The following is a 20,594-nucleotide window of genomic DNA, read 5'->3' on the forward strand; positions in this document are numbered from 1 at the left end:
TTTAAATGTATAAAGACCTTTCATTTGGTCACGGTGATTAGTAAAAATTGAATTGAAGCTAACTTATTTAAGAGCTTAATAACTAAGCTCAACTCGTACTGCTTCTTTTTTAAATAGCCGATCCCTACGGTTATTCAAGCATTGCCCTATATCCAAAAAAATACCAAGAATTTTTTAATCTCTTGCTTTTCAATTTTTACTGTAAAGCAGATGTGCAATTTCAAGCAAAATAGTGGAAAATCAAATGAATTAATTCTTCTATAAATTGTCGAAGTGAGCATTTCATGAGTACTCTTGCATTTACGGCTTTCACCCTTAATGGCGTAGACGCGCAAAAATTTCTACAAGGTCAAGTCACCGTTCACGTAGAACGTCTAATTGAAAACCAAACTCGCTATACCGCAATTTGTGATCTTAAAGGTCGAATTCATTTTGGCTTATGGCTGAAAAAAATAAATAATGAAAGTTTTGAAATTGTGACCACACTCGATCAAAGTGAGGAGTTTGCCAAACATATTCGAAAATTTGGCGCGTTCTCGAAAATGAAACTCGAACCTGTTGGCATCGTATTTCCAACAGTTGTCGATATTCATACGGAATTTTCAACCTCAGAAACCGATATTCAAACTTGGCAATTACAAGCGATTCAAACTGGACAAGCTTGGATTTGCCAAGCTTCTGAACATATATTCCAACCCCAAGAATTACGCTTACATCAACGTGAAGGTGTTCACTACGATAAAGGATGCTACCTTGGTCAAGAAATTGTGGCGCGCCTATGGTTTAAAGCAAAACCAAAACATTGGTTACATTTGGTTCAAGGACACGGTGAAGCACCAGCCCCTGCGAGTCAACTTAACAAAGATGTGGAAGTAGTCAATAGCATCTCGACACCTGAGGGCTATAAAGCACTAGTCGTTGCAAAACCAACTGCAATTACTGAGTTAGACGCACAAATTTTAGACCTGCCTGAAAAATTGAATGGTGATGTTGCAAGACCAGTTCAATAATTACGTTTAAATATATTTCTAGATCGTATATGAATCACATATACGATCTTTTTAAAACTCATAAAAATAATATAAAAAATAAATATTTATAAATATTTTAAGTTCTGAGTCGTTCTCAAGTTATTCCAGCCAATATGATTACACAATCCCTATTTTTGGTTATTTTTTATTCAATTACATTTATTCAAAAATCAAATAATGCCTAAATTAAATTTATATATTTCAGCCATTTAAAATAAAACCATTTTAAAAATATAGAATTTTTACTCTATTTAGCCGTTTTTTTGAACTAATCAGTTCTACTAGAGCATTTACTCTTATTTTAATTGTGTTATTTTTGTCACATGGAGTAACAATATGATTTTGGTCGGACTTACCAAAAATTCCAGAATTAACAAAAGCATGATTCAACATGCATAAAAATCGTGTACCTCAAGGGAAGATGAAAGAATGAAATTAAAAGCTCTAACTACCGCAATGATTCTCGCAGCATTACCAACCGCTGGAGCATTTGCTGCAGCACTCGACCGTTCAGGACAATCAATTTCTGCCTTCTTACAACCTGGCAACTATTTTGAAGCAGGCCTTTCTGCACTTGATCCAAACGTTTCAGGGAAGGTTCGTTCTGGATATACACCAAGTCCAGCAGTACCAGCGAATGTTGTTGGATTACAAAATACAAGCCTTGGAGACATGGGGGATGATTATTATTTCCCAAGTGCTGCACTAAAATTACAAGTAACTGATCATTTTTCTTTTGGTTTAATTTATGACCAACCATTTGGAGCTGATGCAACTTATTCTCTATCAGATACTGGTTCTGCTGCCTTAGGAGGTGTGGGCTTATTTCATAATGGCAAAGAATCAACCAATGTTGAAGTTAAAACCCAAAACATTGCCATGATCGTGGGCTTCCAACCGAATGAAAACTTTAATATTTATGGTGGTGGTGTTTACCAGACAATAAAAGGACATGTAAAACTTCGTGGTTTAGCATATGGCGGAGCTGCAGGATTCGGAGGATATAATGCTGATATTAGTGAAGACAGTGCGACAGGATGGTTAGCTGGTTTTGCCTACCAAATTCCTGAAATTGCCTTGAAAGCATCTGTTACCTACCGTTCTGAAGTTGAACATAGTGTCGGAATAGAAGAATCTTCTATTGGTACAGGAACTCTTTCCGCTATTATGAACAATCCTGCATTAGCGGGTGTAAGTGCTACAGGTGATACAGATGTGACTACACCGCAATCTGTTAACCTTGATTTCCAAACTGGAGTTATGGCAAATACTGTAGCTTTTGCGAATGTGCGTTGGGTAAATTGGAAAGACTTCGCAATTCGCCCTTATGCATTTGGTGTAGCAGCAGGAAAAACTCCAGGTTATCCAAATGGATTTGACTTAGTTGCTTACAGTGATGATCAATGGTCTGCGAATGTCGGTGTAGGTCGTAAACTGAATGAACAATGGGCAGGTAATGTATCTGTAGGTTGGGATTCTGGTGCTGGTAATCCTGTAACAACACTAGGTCCAACAGAAGGTTATTGGAACCTTGGCCTAGGTGTTCAATACAGCCCTACTCCTGCAACATTCATTGCTGGTGGTGTGAAATACTTCTGGTTAGGTGATGCTAAAGCACAAACTGGCGCACAATTTGGTACATCAAATTATGTAGCAGACTTTTCTGACAATGATGCACTTACATATGGTTTAAAAATCGGCTACCGCTTCTAATTCATACATGCCTCAAAAGACCATCCTTCTGGATGGTCTTTTTTTGGCAAAAAGTATCATTTCTTAAATCACAATATCTACTAAACTTAGCCAAGTGTTTCTAAATTAAACATTTAATTTTTCACTTAAATGATTCTACAATTAAACTAATTACTCTATTTTTTTATATATAAATCATTAATATACACACGTATCATTAGTATTTTTACTCTATTCAAGTACTTTTTGTGTATGAGCTAGTTCAATTAATAAACGGCATAGTGCATTTACTCTTTTTTTATTTGTGTTACCTTCCCTTAACTTTTAGTTACAAAGCGATATCAGGGAAAATATCCATGAAGCTTACAGCTCTTAAAAAAGCAATTTTACTCTGTCTTATTCCTACTACTTCTACATTTGCAGCGGGCCTTGATCGCTCTGGTCAATCTATTGCAGCTTTCCTACAACCAGGAAACTACTTTGAAGCAGGTATTTCTATACTTGATCCAGATGTTTCAGGCAAAGACAAAGACAATAAAAATACGGGTGACATGGCTGGTGACTATTACTTCCCTCATGCAGCTTTGAAAATCCAAGCAACTGATCATTTCTCTGTTGGTTTGATCTACGACCAACCCTATGGCGCAGATGCCGAATATTCTGGGAATAGTGGTTTTGTAGAAAATCGTCCTGTTCCCTTTAAAGGTGGTACATCTGTTGTTGTTGATACTCAAAACTTAAATTTATTAGTAGGTTATCAACCGAATGAAAACTGGAACCTGTATGCTGGGGCAGTGTATCAAACGGTAGATGGAACGGTCTTGCTTCGTGGTACAACCTATAGTGTTCTTAATGGTTATGATTTTAGAACGGGTGAAGATGAATCTGTAGGCTGGTTAGCAGGTGTTGCATATCAAATTCCTGAAATTGCATTGAAAGCATCAGTAACCTATCGCGCTGAAATTAAACATAAAATGAATGCTTATGAGCATTTTGGGCTTGCGGGTTTAACTGGTAATGCAAAACTTGATGGTGTCATGACCGCATTAAATGCCTCAAGTGGTGAAACAGAATTAACCACCCCTCAATCTGTCAATGTCGATTTCCAAACAGGCATCATGACCAATACTGTGGCATTTGCCAATGTACGTTGGGTAGACTGGTCAAACTTCAAAGTTCAACCATATAACTTTGGAAAACTGTCTCAAGTCTTAGGGCAAGCTGGACTTGTAGCTAATAAACCAAATGGCTTTAATTTGATTGACTATAAAGATGATCAAATTTCGGCAACTGTTGGTTTGGGACGTAAATTTAGTGATCGTTGGGGTGCCAATGTATCCGTAGGCTGGGACTCTGGTGCAGGAAACCCTGTGACTACACTTGGCCCAACTGAAGGCTTTTGGAGTGTTGGAACAGGTGTACGTTTCTCTCCAGCAGAAAACTACTTCATTGGTGCGGGCGTAAAATATTACTGGTTAGGTGATGCAGATGCCGTAACAGGTGCTCATTCTGCAGCAGGAACATTCACTGACAACAATGCCATCGCATATGGTTTGAATTTAGGCTACAAATTCTAATCTTTGCAATAAAAAAGACGGACTTTAAGTCCGTCTTTTTTGTTTAATTTTATAGGATTAAGCAGGAATATCACGTACAGATGCCTTACGAATGGCTTCTTTTAACGCATCATAACCGTTGATTGCTGGGAATTGTGGAAACTCAGCAATCACATTTTCTGGCGCATCAAACAAGAAACCATGATCTGCTTCGCCTAGCATTGTGGTGTCATTATATGAATCACCTGCCGCAATCACACGGAAGTTCAAACCATGAAGTGCTTTAACTGCCTGACGCTTCTGGTCAGGTTGACGTAATTTATAAGCAGAAATCATCCCCTGCTCATCTGTTTCTAACTTATGACAGAAAATAGTTGGCCAACCCAATTGTTTCATCAACGGATGTGCAAACTCATAGAAAGTGTCTGAAAGAATAATAAGCTGGAAATGCGTACTCACCCATTCTACAAATTCTTTTGCACCTGGAAATGGTCCCATTTCCGCAATGACTTCTTGAATATCATCCAAGCCTAAATTATGTTGCTTTAAAAGATCTAAACGTTGTGTCATTAACACATCGTAATCAGGAATATCACGTGTTGTCGCTTCTAGCGCTTTAATTCCAGTTTTTTTCGCAAAGTTAATCCAAATTTCTGGAACTAACACACCCTCTAAATCTAGACATACAACTTCCATGAATACTCCCAACTGTCTATGAAAAAAATTTGGACTATAATAGCATCAACTTATGATTCAGTAATTGCTGTTTTTTAAATCTATTTTTTTCATAAGCATTTATTTTTTAATGCTAAGTAGAAATATTCAATTCAATTAGAATATTTTCAAAATCTTTTAATATAGGTTTTGAAGTCTCCAAGCCTATAGCCAGGAACTCTAATGACTACTATCCCTACTATCGATCATATTGATGCGCTTGCATCTGAATATGCTGATAAATCTCCAAGTGAAATTTTAGAACTCGCACTGAATCAAGAAGGTGAAATTGCCATTTCTTTTTCTGGCGCTGAAGATGTTGTACTGATTGATATGGCAGCCAATCTGGGTAAACCATTCCGTGTTTTTAGTTTAGACACGGGCCGTTTGCACCCAGAAACCTATCAATTTATTGAAACTGTGCGGAAACATTATAATATTAAGATCGAAATCTGTTTCCCAGAATCTGAAGCAGTTCAAGCGCTCGTCAATGAAAAAGGGTTATTCAGTTTTTACCAAGATGACCATAAAGAATGCTGTGGTATTCGTAAGGTACAACCTTTACGCAAAAAACTGGCGACTTTGGATGGTTGGATTACAGGTCAGCGTAAAGACCAAAGCCCAGGGACACGTACTGAAATTCCAGTCATTCAATCTGATGTTGGTTTTTCTGGCCCTGGCAAACAGTTAATTAAATACAATCCTTTAGCAAACTGGTCAAGTGCCGAAGTATGGAGCTATATCCGTATGATGGAAGTTCCATATAATCCGCTACATGAGCGTGGTTTTATTTCAATTGGCTGTGAACCGTGTACGCGACCTGTATTACCTAATCAGCATGAGCGTGAAGGCCGTTGGTGGTGGGAAGAAGCCACACACAAAGAATGCGGATTACATGCTGGCAATTTAGCAAAATAATTTTGTCAAGCCAAAGCCACTGAACTATTCAGTGGCTTTTTTTCAGATTGATGGACACATAAAGCCGTAACTTTTCTAGGTAAAAGGCGCTATACTCAAATCAAGTTTTATAATTCTAACAATGTGACTCAGAAAGGAGTCACCATAGAAATTGCAGTGAGGCAATCGACACTATGCGCCCATTACACCCTATTGATTTTATCTTTTTAACATTAGAAAAACGGCAGCAACCTATGCACGTTGGGGGATTATTTCTTTTTCAAATTCCTGAACATGCACCTGAAACTTTTCTACAAGATTTGGTTGCAGATATTCGCAGCTCGAAATCCATTCCTGTTCCACCATTTAATAATAAATTGAATGGCCTATTATGGGATGAAGATGAAGAATTCGATCTTGATCATCATTTTCGTCACATTGCCTTACCTCATCCCGGACGTATTCGAGAATTACTGACTTATATCTCTCAAGAGCATAGTGCACTGATTGATCGAGCCAAGCCTTTATGGACGTGTTGCATCATTGAAGGTATCGAAGGCAATCGTTTTGCCATGTATTTTAAAATTCATCATGCTATGGTGGATGGTATTGCGGGCATGCGTCTGGTCGAAAAATCACTTTCGCATGACCCACACGCTAAAAGCATTGTGCCACCATGGTGTGTCGAAGGTCCTCGTGCCAAACGTTTAAAAGAAGCAAAAGTCAGCCGTATGAAAAAAATCATTACGGGGTTGAAACAACAAGTAGAAGCAACGCCTATCGTGATGCGTGAACTTTCCCAAACAGTCATGAAAGATATGGGACGTAATCCAGACTATGTCTCTAGCTTCCAAGCGCCAAGCAGCATTTTAAATCAACGTGTTAGCTCATCACGTCGCTTTGCTGCCCAATCTTTTGAGTTTGATCGTCTACGTCATATTGCATCAGCTTTAAACGTCACGATTAATGATGTGGTGTTGGCGATTTGCTCTGGTGCATTACGTGAATATTTACTGAGTCAAAATGCTCTACCAAAGAAACCTTTAGTTGCCATGGTTCCTGCTTCCATTCGTGATGATGATTCAGAAGTATCAAATCGAATTACCATGATTTTGGCGAATTTAGGTACGCATAAAGAAGATCCTTTAGAACGTTTGCAGATTATTCGTCGTAGTGTTCTGAATGCAAAAGAACGTTTTAAACGCATGAACTCTAACCAGATCATGAACTACAGTGCATTTGTTTATGGTGCAGCAGGCTTGAATATTGCCTCTGGTTTAATGCCGAAACGTCAGGCATTCAATTTGGTTATTTCTAATGTGCCTGGTCCACGTGAACCTTTATATTGGAATGGCGCGAAACTCGATGCACTTTATCCAGCATCAATTGTTTTAGATGGTCAAGCTCTCAATATTACCATGACCAGCTATTTAGATAAGCTTGAGGTTGGACTCACGGCGTGCCGTGTCGCATTACCGAAAATGCAAAACTTATTAACGCACTTGGAAGAAGAAATTCAACGATTTGAAAGTATTGTTGGGGTTAAAAGCCCAAAGTTGAAGGCGGTGAGTTAACCGCAGAAACTGATGACAAAAATTAAGTAGAATAAATTAAGGGGCTTCACATGAGCCCCTTAAGCTTTAATACTGCGACACTGTTTCAGTAGCTGATGACAAACCGAACGAACCATGGCCGTTGTAATTTGAGTTTCTTTGCCTTGTTCGTCTACGATATAACCCGTATGTACGTTTTTATTATCTAGCACGTGCTTGATACCTTGTTTGATAATTTTTTCACTCATGCCCATTTCACACCTCTTCTTGCTAAGACCAAATTCCCCAAAAATGAAAATTTAGTTTGGCTACTTGGTATGAGTAGTATTGAAAAAACTAGCTCGAAAGTAAAATTTCAGTTGTAACAAGTGTTTAACGACATCCTGTTACAATTTCAGCTTAGAATGATATCGTATTGCTCTTGCGTATATAAATTTTCCACCTGAAATTTAATCACGCGATTAATGAAATGCTCTAAATCCGCCACAGCTGGCGCTTCTGCCGTAAGTAAGCGATCAATCACAGAAGGATGTGCGACAACAGTAAAGCCACTCTGAGATTCAAAAGCTCGGGTATATCGTAAGATTTCTCGAAAGATTTCGTAACATACCGTCTCTGCTGTTTTAACATAACCACGTCCCTGACACGTCGGACAAGATTCACATAACAAATGTTCTAATGACTCTCGGGTACGCTTACGCGTCATTTCAACCAGACCTAACTCCGAAACCTGAGTAATTTTAGTCTTGGCATGGTCTCGCTCCAACATACGCTCGAACTGATTCATCACTTCTTCACGATGTTGAGCCTCCTGCATGTCAATAAAGTCAATAATGATAATGCCACCCAAGTTACGTAAGCGTAATTGGCGTGCGATGACCTGTGTTGCCTCCATATTGGTTTTAAACACAGTATCTTCTAGTGTTCTACCGCCCACATAAGAGCCGGTATTGACATCAATTGTGGTCATAGCCTCGGTTTGGTCAATCATTAAATAACCACCCGACTTTAAGGCAACACGAGTTTGTAATGCTTTCTGAATATCTTCTTCAACATTATATAAGTCAAAAATCGGACGCTCACCAGGATAGTGAATCAAACGACTCTGCATATTTGGCACAAACTCAGCCACAAATTCCTGCAATTTGGCATGAATTTCACGTGAGTCAACCGAAATTTTTACAGTATTTTCATTCGCTAAATCACGAATAATACGTTGTGGTAAGGGTAATTCTTCAAAAATAAGAGAAGGTACCGCAATAATTTTTTGTTTACGTTGGATGTATTCCCACAACTTTGCTAAATACGCCATATCCTGCGCAATTGAAGCTTCATCAATCCCTTCGGCAGCAGTACGTACAATGACTGAACCTGGTAATTCGTGTTGGGCCTGAATTTTCTCAATAATAGAACGTAAACGCTCGCGTTCTTCTTCTGATTCAATTCTTTGTGATACACCAATATGATTGCCAAAAGGCATGAGTACCAAATAACGCGAAGGAATAGAAAGATCCGTACTTAAACGCGCGCCTTTAGTTCCCAACATATCTTTCATGACCTGAACTGTCAGAATTTGCCCAGGCTGTAATAATTCAAAAACATTGGGAATCGGCTGATTACGTGGCCAAACCATATCATTGATGTGTAAAAAAGCGGTGCGGGACAGACCAATATCGACAAAAGCGGCCTGCATCCCTGGCAAAACGCGAACGACTTTGCCTTTATAAATATTTCCTACCAAACCCCGTTTTACAGTACGTTCAACATATAACTCGTTGACTGTACCGTTTTGAATTAACGCCACACGACACTCCATCGGTGTGACATTAATCAGTAACTCGTCAGACATAATAAGACTCAAAACATTATAAAAATTTTTGTTTCACCATTAATTTAAAACCTTAATGGCTTTGAATAACTCGACTGTCTCATGTAACGGCAAACCAACTACATTGGTATAACTGCCTTCAATACGGGGAATATAACGCGAAGCCAGCCCTTGTATAGCATAAGCTCCCGCTTTCCCTTCGGGTTCCCCTGTCGCCCAATACGCTTCCATGTCTTTTAGGCTCAGCACTTGAAATTCGACTTGGGTACGCACCACTATACTTGAAATTTGTGCTGATGTGCGTACACATACCCCAGAAAATACATCATGTTTTCTGCCCGATATTTTTGCCCACATTTCAAAGGCATGTGCTTTAGATTCGGGTTTCCCTAAAATTTCACCATCGACACTTAAACTGGTGTCTGCGGCAATAATAACGGCATCTGGAAAATGTTGTTGTACTGCTGCTGCTTTTTCACACGCTAAACGGTGAACATAATCTGCTGCAATTTCACCCTCAAGCACATTTTCATCAATCTCAGGGCTATAAATTGAAAAGTCTAGGCCGAGCTGCTGAAGCAGCTCACGACGTCTCGGAGAACTAGAGGCAAGGACTAAACGCGCCATTTTTTCAGCACAAAATAAACCAATGGCCACACCAGAACACTGGTGAGTAATGGTTGCCAATGTCGGGCAAAAGAGAACTGAATGCCCCCCATAATTTGTGCCACCCACATCATAAACAGGTAAGCTAAAATGGCCAGTGCTGCAATGACCCACAGATTGGCAAAAGTCAGTACACGGCGTTCACGAATCAAAAACCGCGCAACAAAACTGATCACTACAAAACACAATGCATTTAATCCTAGTGGGGCATCCATCAGTAAATCGACAAAAATACCTGTACCAAAGGCAAACCAGACACCACACCACGTAGGCTGACATAGCACCCAAAACAGCATCACCATCATCATAAACAATGGACGCCAGCCAGAAACAGCATAGGCCAATGGATAAACCATTAGCACAGAGGCAATGATTACTGAAAAAATGATTGGGAATAATGGATCTTGACGTTTTTCTTGACGTAACTTAGCGATTGGCATGTGGTTGCTCCATCGCTAATGAGTCGGAAAACAGCACCACAACATGATGACCACTGGCTAACTGTGCCGCAGGAACCACATCAATTTGTGCAAACTCACCCGTTGTATGTCGACTCACTTTAGACACTGTACCGACCAAATATCCTGCTGGAAAATGCGCCCCCAAACCTGAGCTATACACTTTTTCACCCACCTTAATATTGGCACTGGTTGGAACGTATTCCATTTTCAGATGTCCTAAATCACCTGTACCCGAAACGATAGCACGCATCCCCGTATACTCTAAACGTACCGATAAAGAATGATCTTTATCAGAAAGCAACATGACACGACTACTGTGTGGATATACATTGATGATTTGTCCCATAATGCCTTTATCGTCTAATACCGTCTGTCCAACTTTCAAGTTGTTGGTTGAACCTCGGTTAATCACAATAATATGACGTAATGGGTCCGCATCCGTCCCAATGACTTCAGCAATTTCCATACGACCATCAATAATTAAAGGTGTATCAAGCAAACCACGTAAACGTGTATTTTCAGCAGAAAGCTCTGATAGTTTTTGCAAACGTACTTGGGCTTGTAACAACTCCGCCTGCATGGCCGTGTTTTCACGACGCAATTGTGCCTCAGACTTGGTCTGCTGTGTCAACCATTCGCTAGACAATACAGGATAGCTCGCTAAGGCATAAATGGGATTATATGCCGCATACAAGACATCTCTTGCTGGCTGTATCACATGTGGTAAGCGCCAGTTAAAAAATAGCACCACCAAACATGTTACAACCGCAATGATAAAGGAGCGAAATGATGGGGGCTGCCTAGAAAACAAATTTGTTTGCACAGCCAAATCCTTAATTAACCAACGAATAACATGTCGTGATTTGGATTATCAAAGAATTCTAAAACTTTACCACCACCACGAGTGACACAAGTTAAAGGGTCTTCTGCGACTACGACTGGTAAACCAGTTTCCTGAGCCAATAATTTGTCAAGGTTACGTAGCAATGCACCACCACCCGTCAATACAATGCCGCGCTCTGCAATATCTGAAGATAATTCAGGTGGCGTTTGTTCCAACGCAGATTTGACTGCTGAAACAATGCTTTGTAAAGGATCTGAAATCGCTTGGGTAATTTCGTCTGAAGTAACTGTAATGGCACGCGGCACACCTTCTGCCAAGTTACGACCACGAACTTCAATTTCCAAAGTTTTACCATTTTCATCTGGTAAAGCCATGCCCACTTCTTTCTTGATGTTTTCTGCGGTGGTTTCACCAATCACGCAGCCATGTGCTTTACGTACATAGTTAATGATTTGTTCATCAAACACATCACCACCAACACGTAAAGAGTCAGCATAGACACAACCTTGCAATGAAATAATCGCAATTTCAGTTGTACCACCACCCACATCAACCACCATTGAACCGCAAGCTTGTTCCACAGGTAAACCTGCACCAATTGCAGCAGCCATCGGTTCTTCAATTAAACGGACATCACGTGCACCTGCATTGAATACAGCCTCACGAATTGCACGACGTTCAACCAATGTCGATTTACATGGAACACACACCACAACACGTGGTGCAGGTGGGAATAAACGCTTTTCATGCACTTTACCAATAAACTGGTTCAGCATGGTTTCAGTCACTTCAAAATCAGCAATTACACCGTCTTTCATTGGGCGAATTGCAGAGATGTTCGCAGGCGTACGACCAAGCATTTGCTTCGCATCAAGACCAACAGCGGCAACAATTTTTTGTGAACCACTGTGACGAATAGCCACAACTGTCGGTTCATTTAATATAATGCCTCGTCCTGGTGCATAAATAAGTGTATTTGCTGTACCTAAATCAATGGCGAGGTCTGGCGAAAACAAGCCAATTAGTCGTTTTAGAATCACGGGGTCGTTCTCAGTTTAACTTTATGTGGACGCAAGGTCGCAACTTTAACTAAATGTGATGCTTTGAACAAGTCAATCGCTTATTATAACGCACGATATTTTGAAATTTTTTAATACTGATTAGGTGATGTTATGTCTACATCGGATGCTCAGCATTCAGCAGATTTAAATGCTCAAACCGTTTCAGCAATCGCCAATCTTGCTCGTTTGTCGCTAGATGATGCGCAATCTGCTGAATATGCTCAAAGTCTAAACAAAATTTTAGGCATGATGGAAACCTTAAAAGGCATCGACACCGAAGGTGTTGAACCATTGAAAAGCCCTTTCGACAATCCACAGCCGTTACGTGAAGACGTGGTGACTGAACAGAATCATCGTGAAGAATATCAAGCTGTTGCACCTGCAACCGAAGCTGGCTTGTACCTTGTACCACGTGTGATTGAATAATTTTCACTCAGTTGAACCATTTTTTTTAAATTAAACGTAAAGAATTATTTCTCATGACCGATTTACACCGCTTATCGATTCGTGAACTTGCTGAGGGTTTGGCACAAGCTCAATTCTCCTCTCGCGAACTGACTGCACATTATTTAAAACGTATTGAAAAAATTGATACGCAGGTAAATTCTTATATCACTGTGACTGCTGAACAAGCATTGGCTCAAGCAGACGCTGCGGATGCTGCGATTAAAGCAGGCACAGCAAGTACGCTCACAGGTGTTCCGATTGCACATAAAGACATTTTTTGTACTCAGGGCATTAAAACCTCTGCGGGCTCAAAAATGTTGGATAACTTTATCTCACCTTATGATGCAACTGTGGTTGCCAAAGGCAAAGCCGCAGGTTTGGTGACTTTAGGTAAAGTGAACATGGACGAGTTTGCCATGGGTTCAACTTCTGAAAACCCTTTTTATGGCGCAACGAAAAATCCATGGAATTTAGAGCACGTGCCAGGTGGCTCTTCGGGTGGTTCTGCGGCAGTTGTGGCGGCTGATCTTGCACCGTTTTCAACAGGTACAGATACAGGCGGTTCAATTCGCCAACCTGCATCTTTCTGTGGTTTAACGGGTTTAAAACCGACCTATGGCCGTGTTTCGCGTTTCGGCATGATTGCTTATGCATCATCAATGGACCAAGGCGGACCAATGGCACGTTCGGCTGAAGACTGTGCTTACCTCATGAATGTCATGGCTGGTCACGATGCGAAAGACTCAACTTCTGTTGAAAAAGATGTCGATGACTACGTTGCCAACTTAAATGCAACCGCAGTCAAAGGCTTACGCATTGGTATTCCAAAACAATACTTCAACGTGGCAGGTTTAGATGCCGAAGTAAAAGCACGTGTTGAAGAATCGTTGAAAAAACTGGAAGACATGGGCGCAGTTTTGGTTGAGATTGATCTCAACATGACGGAAGCCTATGTACCGACCTATTATTTGATTGCCCCTGCCGAAGCATCATCGAATCTTTCTCGTTTTGATGGCGTACGTTACGGCTACCGCTGTGAAAACCCGACTGACATTTTAGACCTATACAAACGCTCGCGTTCGGAAGGTTTTGGTGCCGAAGTTCAACGTCGTATCCTGATTGGTACGTATGCGTTGTCTGCGGGTTACTATGATGCTTATTACGTGAAAGCACAAAAAGTCCGTCGTTTAATTCAGCAAGACTTCTTAAAAGCTTTTGAACAAGTTGATGTGATTGCTGCACCTTCTGCACCAACAACTGCATATAAAATTGGTGCTAACCTCAGCCCAACAGAAATGTATTTAGGTGACATTTACACGCTTGCGGTGAACTTGGCTGGTCTTCCTGCAATCAATGCCCCTGTTGGCTTTGACCAAGCACAACTCCCTGTTGGCTTGCAGTTGATTGGTAACTACTGGTCAGAATCACAATTATTGTCTGTCGTGCATCAGTATCAACAAGTGACGGATTGGCACACCAAACGCGCGGCAATTGCTGAGGAGAATGCATAATGGCTGAAGCTCAAAAGTTGAAATTGATTGACGGTTGGGAAGTCGTTATCGGGATTGAGATTCACACTCAGCTTGCAACTAAGTCTAAAATTTTCTCAGGTTCTTCGACTGAATTCGGTCAAGACCCAAATACGCAAGCTAGCCTTGTTGACTTGGCAATGCCGGGTGTACTGCCTGTTTTAAACAAGCAAGTGGTAGATTTAGCAATTCGTTTTGGTTTGGGTATTGATGCCTACATCGACCAAGCCTCAGTGTTTGCACGTAAAAACTACTTCTACCCTGACTCACCTAAAGGCTACCAAATTAGCCAGATGGACAACCCAATTGTGGGCTTGGGTCATATCGACATTCAATTTGAAGATGGCTCGACCAAACGTATTGGTATTACCCGTGCCCACCTTGAAGAAGATGCAGGTAAATCGATTCACGACCAGTTTGAAGGCATGTCGGGCATCGACTTGAACCGTGCGGGTACACCTTTACTTGAAATCGTGTCTGAGCCAGACATGCGTTCGGTTGAAGAAGCAGTTGCCTATATTAAAGCGATTCATACATTGGTGCGTTGGTTAGGTATTTCTGACGGTAACATGGCAGAAGGTTCATTCCGTGCCGACTGTAACGTGTCTTTACGTCGTCCGGGTCAGCCTTTTGGTACACGTTGTGAATTGAAAAACCTCAACTCATTCCGTTTCATTGAGCAAGCGATCAATGTTGAAATTGAACGCCAAATGGAAATTTTAGAATGGGATGGCACGGTAGATCAAGAAACGCGTTTGTTCGACCCTGTGAAAATGGAAACGCGTTCAATGCGTTCGAAAGAAGAAGCGAACGATTACCGCTACTTCCCAGACCCAGACTTGTTGCCTGTGATTATTCCAGATGCACAAATCGAAGCAATCAAAGCGACCATGCCTGAGTTACCTGCGGCGCGTCGTGAACGTTTTGTAGCTGACTTTGGTGTGACTGAGTACGATGCGCATGTGTTAACGCTAACACGTGAAATGTCTGAGTTTTATGAAGCCGTGGTTCAGGCGGCTGGTGGTGCTGCTCAAGGTAAAGTGTCTGCAAACTGGGTAATGGGCGAATTCTCGGGTGCTTTAAACAAAGCAGGCTTAGAGTTGGCGGATTCCCCTGTTTCGGCTGAGCAATTGGGCGGCATGATCGCGCGTATTGTGGACAATACCATTAACGGTAAGATTGCGAAGCAAGTATTTGGCTTTATGTGGGAAGAAGGCAAAACTGCCGATGCCATTATTGCTGAAAAAGGCTTGAAGCAAGAAACCGATACTGGCGCGATTGAAGCGATTATTAAAGAAGTGCTTGCAGCCAACGAGAAGATGGTTGAGGAATACAAGTCTGGTAAAGAGAAAGCCTTTAACGGTCTTGTGGGTCAAGTGATGAAAGCAGCAAAAGGCAAAGCTAACCCTGCACAAGTAAATGAATTAATGAAAAAATTGATTGGTTGATTAATTCACTAATCAATTGATTTCATGTTATAAAAAACCTCACTTCATGTGGGGTTTTTTATGGCATATTTTAATTTATTACAATCTTTTGCTGAATATGAAATTGAAGAATTAGAAAATAATCTTATCTCAATAACATATGATACTAGCCGTTTTACAGAATATACGGATGAATCTATTCGTACTCGTTTTAAAGACTTAAAAGAAGAATCTTTTTTAATTTTACGTAATTTTCCGATATTATGTAGCAACCGCACAAAGATATAATAATCAATTGCTTACATTTAGAAAAAGCCGAGATTAACTCGGCATTCTTGTTTGGAAATCAATGGCAAACTCTGATTCAGTGCGTGGTTCTGTATTGTAGAATTTAAAGCCTAAACACTTGACCTCTTTATAACCATGCGATTTGACTTCATTTAAGAACTCAACATAGTTTTTTGAATCATCTTGTTCTGCGTCAAAAACAATTTGGCTTTCATCGTCCAAACTTATCAATACTTCCTCTTTCCAAGCATCCTTTTCAAGTAAATGACCGCCTTTAGGCTCAATTAGGCATTGATAGTACATTTCGCCATTTTCAGCATCATTAATGATCAGCATATAGTCAGGGCTGAACCTTCGACCATCTTTAGGACTAAACAACCAATAGTCCAGTTCATTGCGTATCAAGTAAATTTCTGCACCCTTGTAGCGTGATTTAAGCTCTTCAATCTGAGTTGCAACAAACTTAACAAAGCGTTTTTCTTCGCTTGTGCCATAGTTCTCACTGTAGGCGTACCAATCGGCAGTTTCAACATCAAACTGTAGATCGGGGTTGTCATGGCTTGACTGTGGTTTTGCACGTTCATCAGGTGCATGATCACTTGTTTCACCATCTAAATCTTGGATAGGGAATGAAACCAAGTAGATGTTCTTTTCTTGCTGAAAGATAGACGACAGTGATTTTGGTCTAAAAATATGACTTCCTGTAATTTGTGGCATGTGCCGATCTATGGCTTTACGCACTTCGGGTAGAATCACACCGACCAATAATTGCAGTTTTTCATGGGCTTCAAGTTGATCAATATCCTTACCTTCCGAATACGAATATTTAATCTCATATAAAGGTAGATATTTTTCAATCAACTCATCAATGCTCTCTATCCCAACAATATGATTTTTCAGATGGTTAAATCGAAAGAAATTATTTTCTGATGACATTAATGCCTTACGGATAATAAACGGTGAAAAGTATTCATCCGTTAAATGAATGGTTTTATACTGAATCCCTGCCTGAATACTATTTTGCTCTTTATCCGTTAAGCTTCTTGTATAAAGTCGGTAGGTACTTGCTTTGATTTCCCTCCTAAAAGTAGCATCAATTTCTGTATCCGTTGTTTTACTGCGGTGTAGTTGTTGATTAACCAATACAAAACCTTTTCTATAGGTTTCACTATTGAGGAATTCGGACTTGAGTTTAATCGTCCGTTTTTCCATACTTTTATTGACAATTCCCTCATCGAGTAAGGCATATTGCAAGTTATCTAAGAACGTGCCTGTTTTAACAAAGTGGTAGAAGAAAGTTTCCAAAATACGCCCATGCTCATGAGGTGCATTATCAAATTTACGTTTGAATGGGTCGAACTCATAACTATGTTCTTCATCAAATAACCCTCCAATTTGAGAAATCTTATAAGCTCTTGGCAGTTTGTATGGACACAATCTTGCACCACGACCAATCAACTGAATATCTTGTAGTGATACTTTTTTAGACTCTGAAATATCAAAATGAATGATGTCGTACAGGCTTAATACATCCCATCCCTCATTGAGTGCATTAACAGAAAAAATTGCTCGAATGACATTTCTTTTACTATCTAAATGAGGAAGTAGATATGCTTTCTCCTTCTCCTTACTGTTATACGGCATGCTGTTATCTTCACGAAAACGCATTTTAATTTCAGCAATAAACGCATTTAAGCCATTAGGGTCTTGAGAGGATACCAGCCCTGATTTTCGTGAACCAAGCCAACTAAACATTTGAGAGATAAATCGGTTTCGATCTTCTTCTATGAGTGATTGCTGTGTGCCTGAACTTAAGTTTTTTAAATGATCTAAGTCACTTATTTTGAGTGAACTAATTACTTTATGGAAAAACTCCCGATCTTCCTCACTCTTAGCAATTTTAGTGGATTTAATCAAAATAATCGGATTAATCTCAACATTCATTTCACGATCAGCAAGTAATCTGCGGTATTCACTCATCACAACCGCATTGATGACCAATAAACGCTTTTGATCTTCAATCTGCGTTTCTTCGTTATAAAGGAAGCCGACTTCCTTGCTGTATCCATCCTTATTGAATTGCAGAAAATCGTAACGATGAATCAACTTATCACGATATTTTTTATGGATGAGAGGGTTTTCTAAATCTACGGTAGCGGTAAACTCTAACAGTAAATTATCGGGACGAGCATAGATTGCCGATTGAACAGCCGTTTCCCAATTGCGAATATCTTCTTCATCGGTTTTCTTGAGTTTTTTACGTGTATCTACGTTTAAACGGTGTGCTTCATCGGCAATCACCACAACAGCATTATCCGCAAAATCTTGAGCAGTTAAGCTATTTTCCTTGTCTTCTGTCAGGCGATTATATAACAGTGCTGTGCTGAAAAACATGAAGTTAATCGCATCTTTTTGGGCATCTTGAAAGCGATCAATCGCACGGATATGAATAGTTTTACCATTTAATTTAACCCCTTTAGGATTAAATAAATACTTGTCAAATTTATAATCGGTGAAGTTTTTTACCGCCTGATTCTTAATTTGCAATTGGTGTACCAAGAACACAAAATTGCGGTAGCCTTTTTGATATAGATACAGAATAGCAGCAGCCATCGTGAGCGTTTTACCCGTCCCTGTCGCTAGGTTAAAAAGTAGATGCTTTGCTTTGTCTGGGTCTTGCTCAAATAACCAAATAAAATGCTTGATCGCAACTTCTTGATAATCACGTAATGTCTTTGAGATGTTATCAGTTATATAAGTCGGGAGTTTGTAATCTTGCACCCATTCCTGATATTCAGGGTTAGATTCAATTTGACTAAATAAAAATTGGTCTAGCGTATCTTTAACTTTATTTTTTACACGTTTTGTCATTTTTAGCACCATAGAATAAATCGGTTAAATTCATTTCTTCTTCTGAAACATGGTAACGACTGTCACGCATATCAGCATGGTTAAGAAACAATTGGTTTTCATCCAAAATGCTAATCAACAATTCCTTGCGTTGATCTAAGTCAAGGGAACGGAAGTTTTCGTCCTTTTCAAACTCATTTTTATCAAACCAAAATTTTAGAAAGGCATTTTTAGCCATATCAGCATAGACTTCATCCAATTCGCCTTTGCTATTCGCTGCCATAATTTGATTTAAAAAATCTTGGTTATATTTTTTTAGCTCAAAATAAACAAATGAACCACCACCTTGCCAATCCACCGATTTAGAAATACCACCTTGTTCACCCTCAAGGACTTTCAGTAAGCGAGCTTTGGTTATATCTTCGATGTAGTCCATTTGCTCAATACCAATCCATCTGCGTCCCATCTTGTGAGCGACAGCACATGTTGTTCCTGAACCTAAATGGTAGTCTAGAACGATGTCATTTTCATCAGTTGATAGTTCTATTGCACGTTGAATTAGATTTTCAGGTTTTGGGTTCTCAAATACAACATCACCAAACATGGCTTGTTGGTGCTTTGTTGCGTTTGTGGTGGTATCAGTAGAAGTCCATAAAATTGTATCAGGTGTTACATCAGACCAAAGTGTTGATGCAGCTTTTCCTTTACCTGCTTCAATAGCATCTTCTAAATATACTTTTAATTGTGGTTTAGTTAAGCCCTTTGAACCAAATTGAATGCGATTTCTTTCAAGTAAACTGAGGTATTCTTTTTCTGTTGTACGCCAATGACGACCTTTAGGTGGCGTATAAACATCTCCATTATTAGGATTGGTAATCTTATATTCTAAATTTTCACGGACATTAGGAGCATCAAATGGTTCAATTTTGTATTTACCTAGTTCATCCTCAAGATCAAAACCCTCTATATCCAAGGCTAATTTAAAATGAGCCTTATTGATTGCTGTTTTGTCTTTAGCGTATGTAAGAACGTGTGTGCTTGAAATAGATAATAAACCATCACTAGAAATAGATTTTCTTGATTGCCAAATTACATCCGCAATAAAATTTTCCCGTCCAAAAATATCATCTGCTAATACCTTTAGGTAATGTGCGCCATCATCTGAAATAGTGATGAAAATAATGCCGTTTTCTTTTAAAAACTCTCTAGCAATTTCAAGGCGATTTTTCATAAAAACCAACCAAGAGGATAATTTAAAGTTTGAATTATATGCAAAAGTGTCCGCAGGTTTTGTATCTATAAAATAATAAGGTGGGTCAATGAATATACATTTTACTGCATTAGAAAATCGTTGCTTCAAAGAATGCAAAGCGAGTAGGTTATTACCTTTAATTAAAAGGTTTTGTTGTAATTCACCATTTTGATCAAAAAAATTTATTTTAGTTTCAGATTCGTCTACTGTGTGCTGTGCTGTGCAAGGGTGCGAATAATATTGAAAATTAGTCAATGCTTTTGGCTCAAATAACGTATCAATATCTTTTCCATCAATTTCTTGATGTAAAAAGCGTTCTTCACGCCCTGAATCCTCTTTACTCATACCTGCTTCAAGCACAGTATCTTTAAAAGGGAAGCTTAAAACCACATCGTTATTATTATTTAAAAAACCAATTCGATCATGGCTTGTGGAGTAAAGCCCAATTTTATTGCTATGGCGTGTGTATCTGCCTTTTTTCAGTGAATTATCAGACAT

General features: G+C 39.5%; 18 protein-coding genes. 9 read left to right on the top strand and 9 right to left on the bottom strand.

Annotation, left to right across the window (positions count from 1 at the left end):
* The first annotated feature begins 284 nt into the window (after positions 1-284).
* From ygfZ to I593_RS18190, 3 genes are all read left to right on the top strand, one after another.
* Positions 285-1,010, top strand: coding sequence for a CAF17-like 4Fe-4S cluster assembly/insertion protein YgfZ (ygfZ, locus tag I593_RS18180; RefSeq protein WP_016165337.1), 726 nt, complete (start codon positions 285-287; stop codon positions 1,008-1,010).
* 450 nt (positions 1,011-1,460) lie between these two features.
* Complete coding sequence (locus I593_RS18185; RefSeq protein WP_016165338.1) at positions 1,461-2,744, top strand: OmpP1/FadL family transporter; 1,284 nt, start codon at positions 1,461-1,463, stop codon at positions 2,742-2,744.
* A 335-nt stretch (positions 2,745-3,079) separates the two neighbouring features.
* Positions 3,080-4,300 carry an OmpP1/FadL family transporter gene (locus I593_RS18190; protein WP_016165339.1) on the top strand — a complete coding sequence of 407 codons (1,221 nt, stop codon included), beginning with the start codon at positions 3,080-3,082 and terminating at the stop codon, positions 4,298-4,300.
* Between the two features lie 57 nt (positions 4,301-4,357).
* On the opposite strand, the gene thrH is transcribed toward I593_RS18190, so the two are convergent.
* On the bottom strand, positions 4,358-4,975 hold the full coding sequence (gene thrH / locus I593_RS18195; protein WP_016165340.1) for a bifunctional phosphoserine phosphatase/homoserine phosphotransferase ThrH: 618 nt from the start codon (positions 4,973-4,975) through the stop codon (positions 4,358-4,360).
* A gap of 201 nt (positions 4,976-5,176) precedes the next feature.
* Here thrH and I593_RS18200 point away from each other — a divergent pair, with 201 nt between their 5' ends.
* Entirely contained in the window at positions 5,177-5,911 is a 735-nt protein-coding gene (locus I593_RS18200) for a phosphoadenylyl-sulfate reductase (protein ID WP_016165341.1), read from the top strand.
* A 173-nt stretch (positions 5,912-6,084) separates the two neighbouring features.
* Positions 6,085-7,464, top strand: coding sequence for a WS/DGAT/MGAT family O-acyltransferase (locus I593_RS18205; protein WP_016165342.1), 1,380 nt, complete (start codon positions 6,085-6,087; stop codon positions 7,462-7,464).
* Positions 7,465-7,523: 59 nt separating this feature from the next.
* Here I593_RS18205 and I593_RS20690 read toward each other — a convergent pair whose 3' ends face one another.
* The 6 genes from I593_RS20690 to I593_RS18230 form a co-directional block, all read right to left on the bottom strand.
* Complete coding sequence (locus I593_RS20690) at positions 7,524-7,697, bottom strand: PA1571 family protein (RefSeq protein WP_016165343.1); 174 nt, start codon at positions 7,695-7,697, stop codon at positions 7,524-7,526.
* Between the two features lie 140 nt (positions 7,698-7,837).
* Entirely contained in the window at positions 7,838-9,292 is a 1,455-nt protein-coding gene (gene rng, locus I593_RS18210) for a ribonuclease G (RefSeq protein WP_016165344.1), read from the bottom strand.
* Between the two features lie 39 nt (positions 9,293-9,331).
* Complete coding sequence (locus I593_RS18215) at positions 9,332-9,898, bottom strand: Maf family nucleotide pyrophosphatase (RefSeq protein ID WP_016165345.1); 567 nt, start codon at positions 9,896-9,898, stop codon at positions 9,332-9,334.
* On the bottom strand, positions 9,886-10,377 hold the full coding sequence (gene mreD, locus I593_RS18220; RefSeq protein WP_016165346.1) for a rod shape-determining protein MreD: 492 nt from the start codon (positions 10,375-10,377) through the stop codon (positions 9,886-9,888). The genes I593_RS18215 and mreD overlap by 13 nt, the downstream gene beginning before the upstream one ends.
* A complete protein-coding gene (gene mreC / locus I593_RS18225) occupies positions 10,364-11,221 on the bottom strand; it encodes a rod shape-determining protein MreC (protein WP_016165347.1) in 858 nt (285 codons plus the stop codon). The genes mreD and mreC overlap by 14 nt, the downstream gene beginning before the upstream one ends.
* 14 nt (positions 11,222-11,235) lie before the next feature.
* Positions 11,236-12,282, bottom strand: a complete 1,047-nt coding sequence (locus I593_RS18230; protein ID WP_016165348.1) for a rod shape-determining protein — start codon at positions 12,280-12,282, stop codon at positions 11,236-11,238.
* A 132-nt stretch (positions 12,283-12,414) separates the two neighbouring features.
* Here I593_RS18230 and gatC point away from each other — a divergent pair, with 132 nt between their 5' ends.
* From gatC to I593_RS18250, 4 genes are read left to right on the top strand one after another with little or no spacing between them, the layout of a single operon-like run.
* Positions 12,415-12,729, top strand: coding sequence for an Asp-tRNA(Asn)/Glu-tRNA(Gln) amidotransferase subunit GatC (gatC, locus tag I593_RS18235; protein ID WP_016165349.1), 315 nt, complete (start codon positions 12,415-12,417; stop codon positions 12,727-12,729).
* A 53-nt stretch (positions 12,730-12,782) separates the two neighbouring features.
* Positions 12,783-14,261, top strand: coding sequence for an Asp-tRNA(Asn)/Glu-tRNA(Gln) amidotransferase subunit GatA (gatA, locus tag I593_RS18240; protein WP_016165350.1), 1,479 nt, complete (start codon positions 12,783-12,785; stop codon positions 14,259-14,261).
* Positions 14,261-15,727 (top strand): Asp-tRNA(Asn)/Glu-tRNA(Gln) amidotransferase subunit GatB, encoded by a 1,467-nt coding sequence (gene gatB / locus I593_RS18245; protein WP_016165351.1) that lies wholly within the window; start codon positions 14,261-14,263, stop codon positions 15,725-15,727. Before gatA ends, gatB begins: the two co-directional genes overlap by 1 nt.
* 60 nt (positions 15,728-15,787) lie before the next feature.
* A complete protein-coding gene (locus I593_RS18250; protein WP_016165352.1) occupies positions 15,788-15,994 on the top strand; it encodes a hypothetical protein in 207 nt (68 codons plus the stop codon).
* Positions 15,995-16,027: 33 nt separating this feature from the next.
* On the opposite strand, the gene I593_RS18255 is transcribed toward I593_RS18250, so the two are convergent.
* Positions 16,028-18,865 (bottom strand): DEAD/DEAH box helicase family protein, encoded by a 2,838-nt coding sequence (locus I593_RS18255; protein WP_002121599.1) that lies wholly within the window; start codon positions 18,863-18,865, stop codon positions 16,028-16,030.
* Positions 18,843-20,594, bottom strand: coding sequence for a site-specific DNA-methyltransferase (locus I593_RS18260; RefSeq protein ID WP_016165353.1), 1,752 nt, complete (start codon positions 20,592-20,594; stop codon positions 18,843-18,845). Before I593_RS18260 ends, I593_RS18255 begins: the two co-directional genes overlap by 23 nt.

Source organism: Acinetobacter tandoii DSM 14970 = CIP 107469, from assembly GCF_000400735.1.
GTDB lineage: Bacteria > Pseudomonadota > Gammaproteobacteria > Pseudomonadales > Moraxellaceae > Acinetobacter > Acinetobacter tandoii.

Excerpts from the sequence above, each read along its gene's own strand:
- ygfZ (WP_016165337.1), top strand. The coding sequence starts at position 285 with ATGAGTACTCTTGCATTTACGGCTTTCACCCTTAATGGCGTAGACGCG.
- I593_RS18200 (WP_016165341.1), top strand. The coding sequence starts at position 5,177 with ATGACTACTATCCCTACTATCGATCATATTGATGCGCTTGCATCTGAA.
- I593_RS18250 (WP_016165352.1), top strand. The coding sequence starts at position 15,788 with ATGGCATATTTTAATTTATTACAATCTTTTGCTGAATATGAAATTGAA.
- I593_RS18255 (WP_002121599.1), bottom strand. The coding sequence starts at position 18,865 with ATGACAAAACGTGTAAAAAATAAAGTTAAAGATACGCTAGACCAATTT.
- I593_RS18260 (WP_016165353.1), bottom strand. The coding sequence starts at position 20,594 with ATGTCTGATAATTCACTGAAAAAAGGCAGATACACACGCCATAGCAAT.
- gatC (WP_016165349.1), top strand. The coding sequence starts at position 12,415 with ATGTCTACATCGGATGCTCAGCATTCAGCAGATTTAAATGCTCAAACC.
- rng (WP_016165344.1), bottom strand. The coding sequence starts at position 9,292 with ATGTCTGACGAGTTACTGATTAATGTCACACCGATGGAGTGTCGTGTG.
- gatB (WP_016165351.1), top strand. The coding sequence starts at position 14,261 with ATGGCTGAAGCTCAAAAGTTGAAATTGATTGACGGTTGGGAAGTCGTT.
- thrH (WP_016165340.1), bottom strand. The coding sequence starts at position 4,975 with ATGGAAGTTGTATGTCTAGATTTAGAGGGTGTGTTAGTTCCAGAAATT.
- I593_RS18205 (WP_016165342.1), top strand. The coding sequence starts at position 6,085 with ATGCGCCCATTACACCCTATTGATTTTATCTTTTTAACATTAGAAAAA.
- I593_RS18190 (WP_016165339.1), top strand. The coding sequence starts at position 3,080 with ATGAAGCTTACAGCTCTTAAAAAAGCAATTTTACTCTGTCTTATTCCT.
- I593_RS20690 (WP_016165343.1), bottom strand. The coding sequence starts at position 7,697 with ATGGGCATGAGTGAAAAAATTATCAAACAAGGTATCAAGCACGTGCTA.
- I593_RS18215 (WP_016165345.1), bottom strand. The coding sequence starts at position 9,898 with ATGGCGCGTTTAGTCCTTGCCTCTAGTTCTCCGAGACGTCGTGAGCTG.
- gatA (WP_016165350.1), top strand. The coding sequence starts at position 12,783 with ATGACCGATTTACACCGCTTATCGATTCGTGAACTTGCTGAGGGTTTG.
- mreD (WP_016165346.1), bottom strand. The coding sequence starts at position 10,377 with ATGCCAATCGCTAAGTTACGTCAAGAAAAACGTCAAGATCCATTATTC.
- I593_RS18185 (WP_016165338.1), top strand. The coding sequence starts at position 1,461 with ATGAAATTAAAAGCTCTAACTACCGCAATGATTCTCGCAGCATTACCA.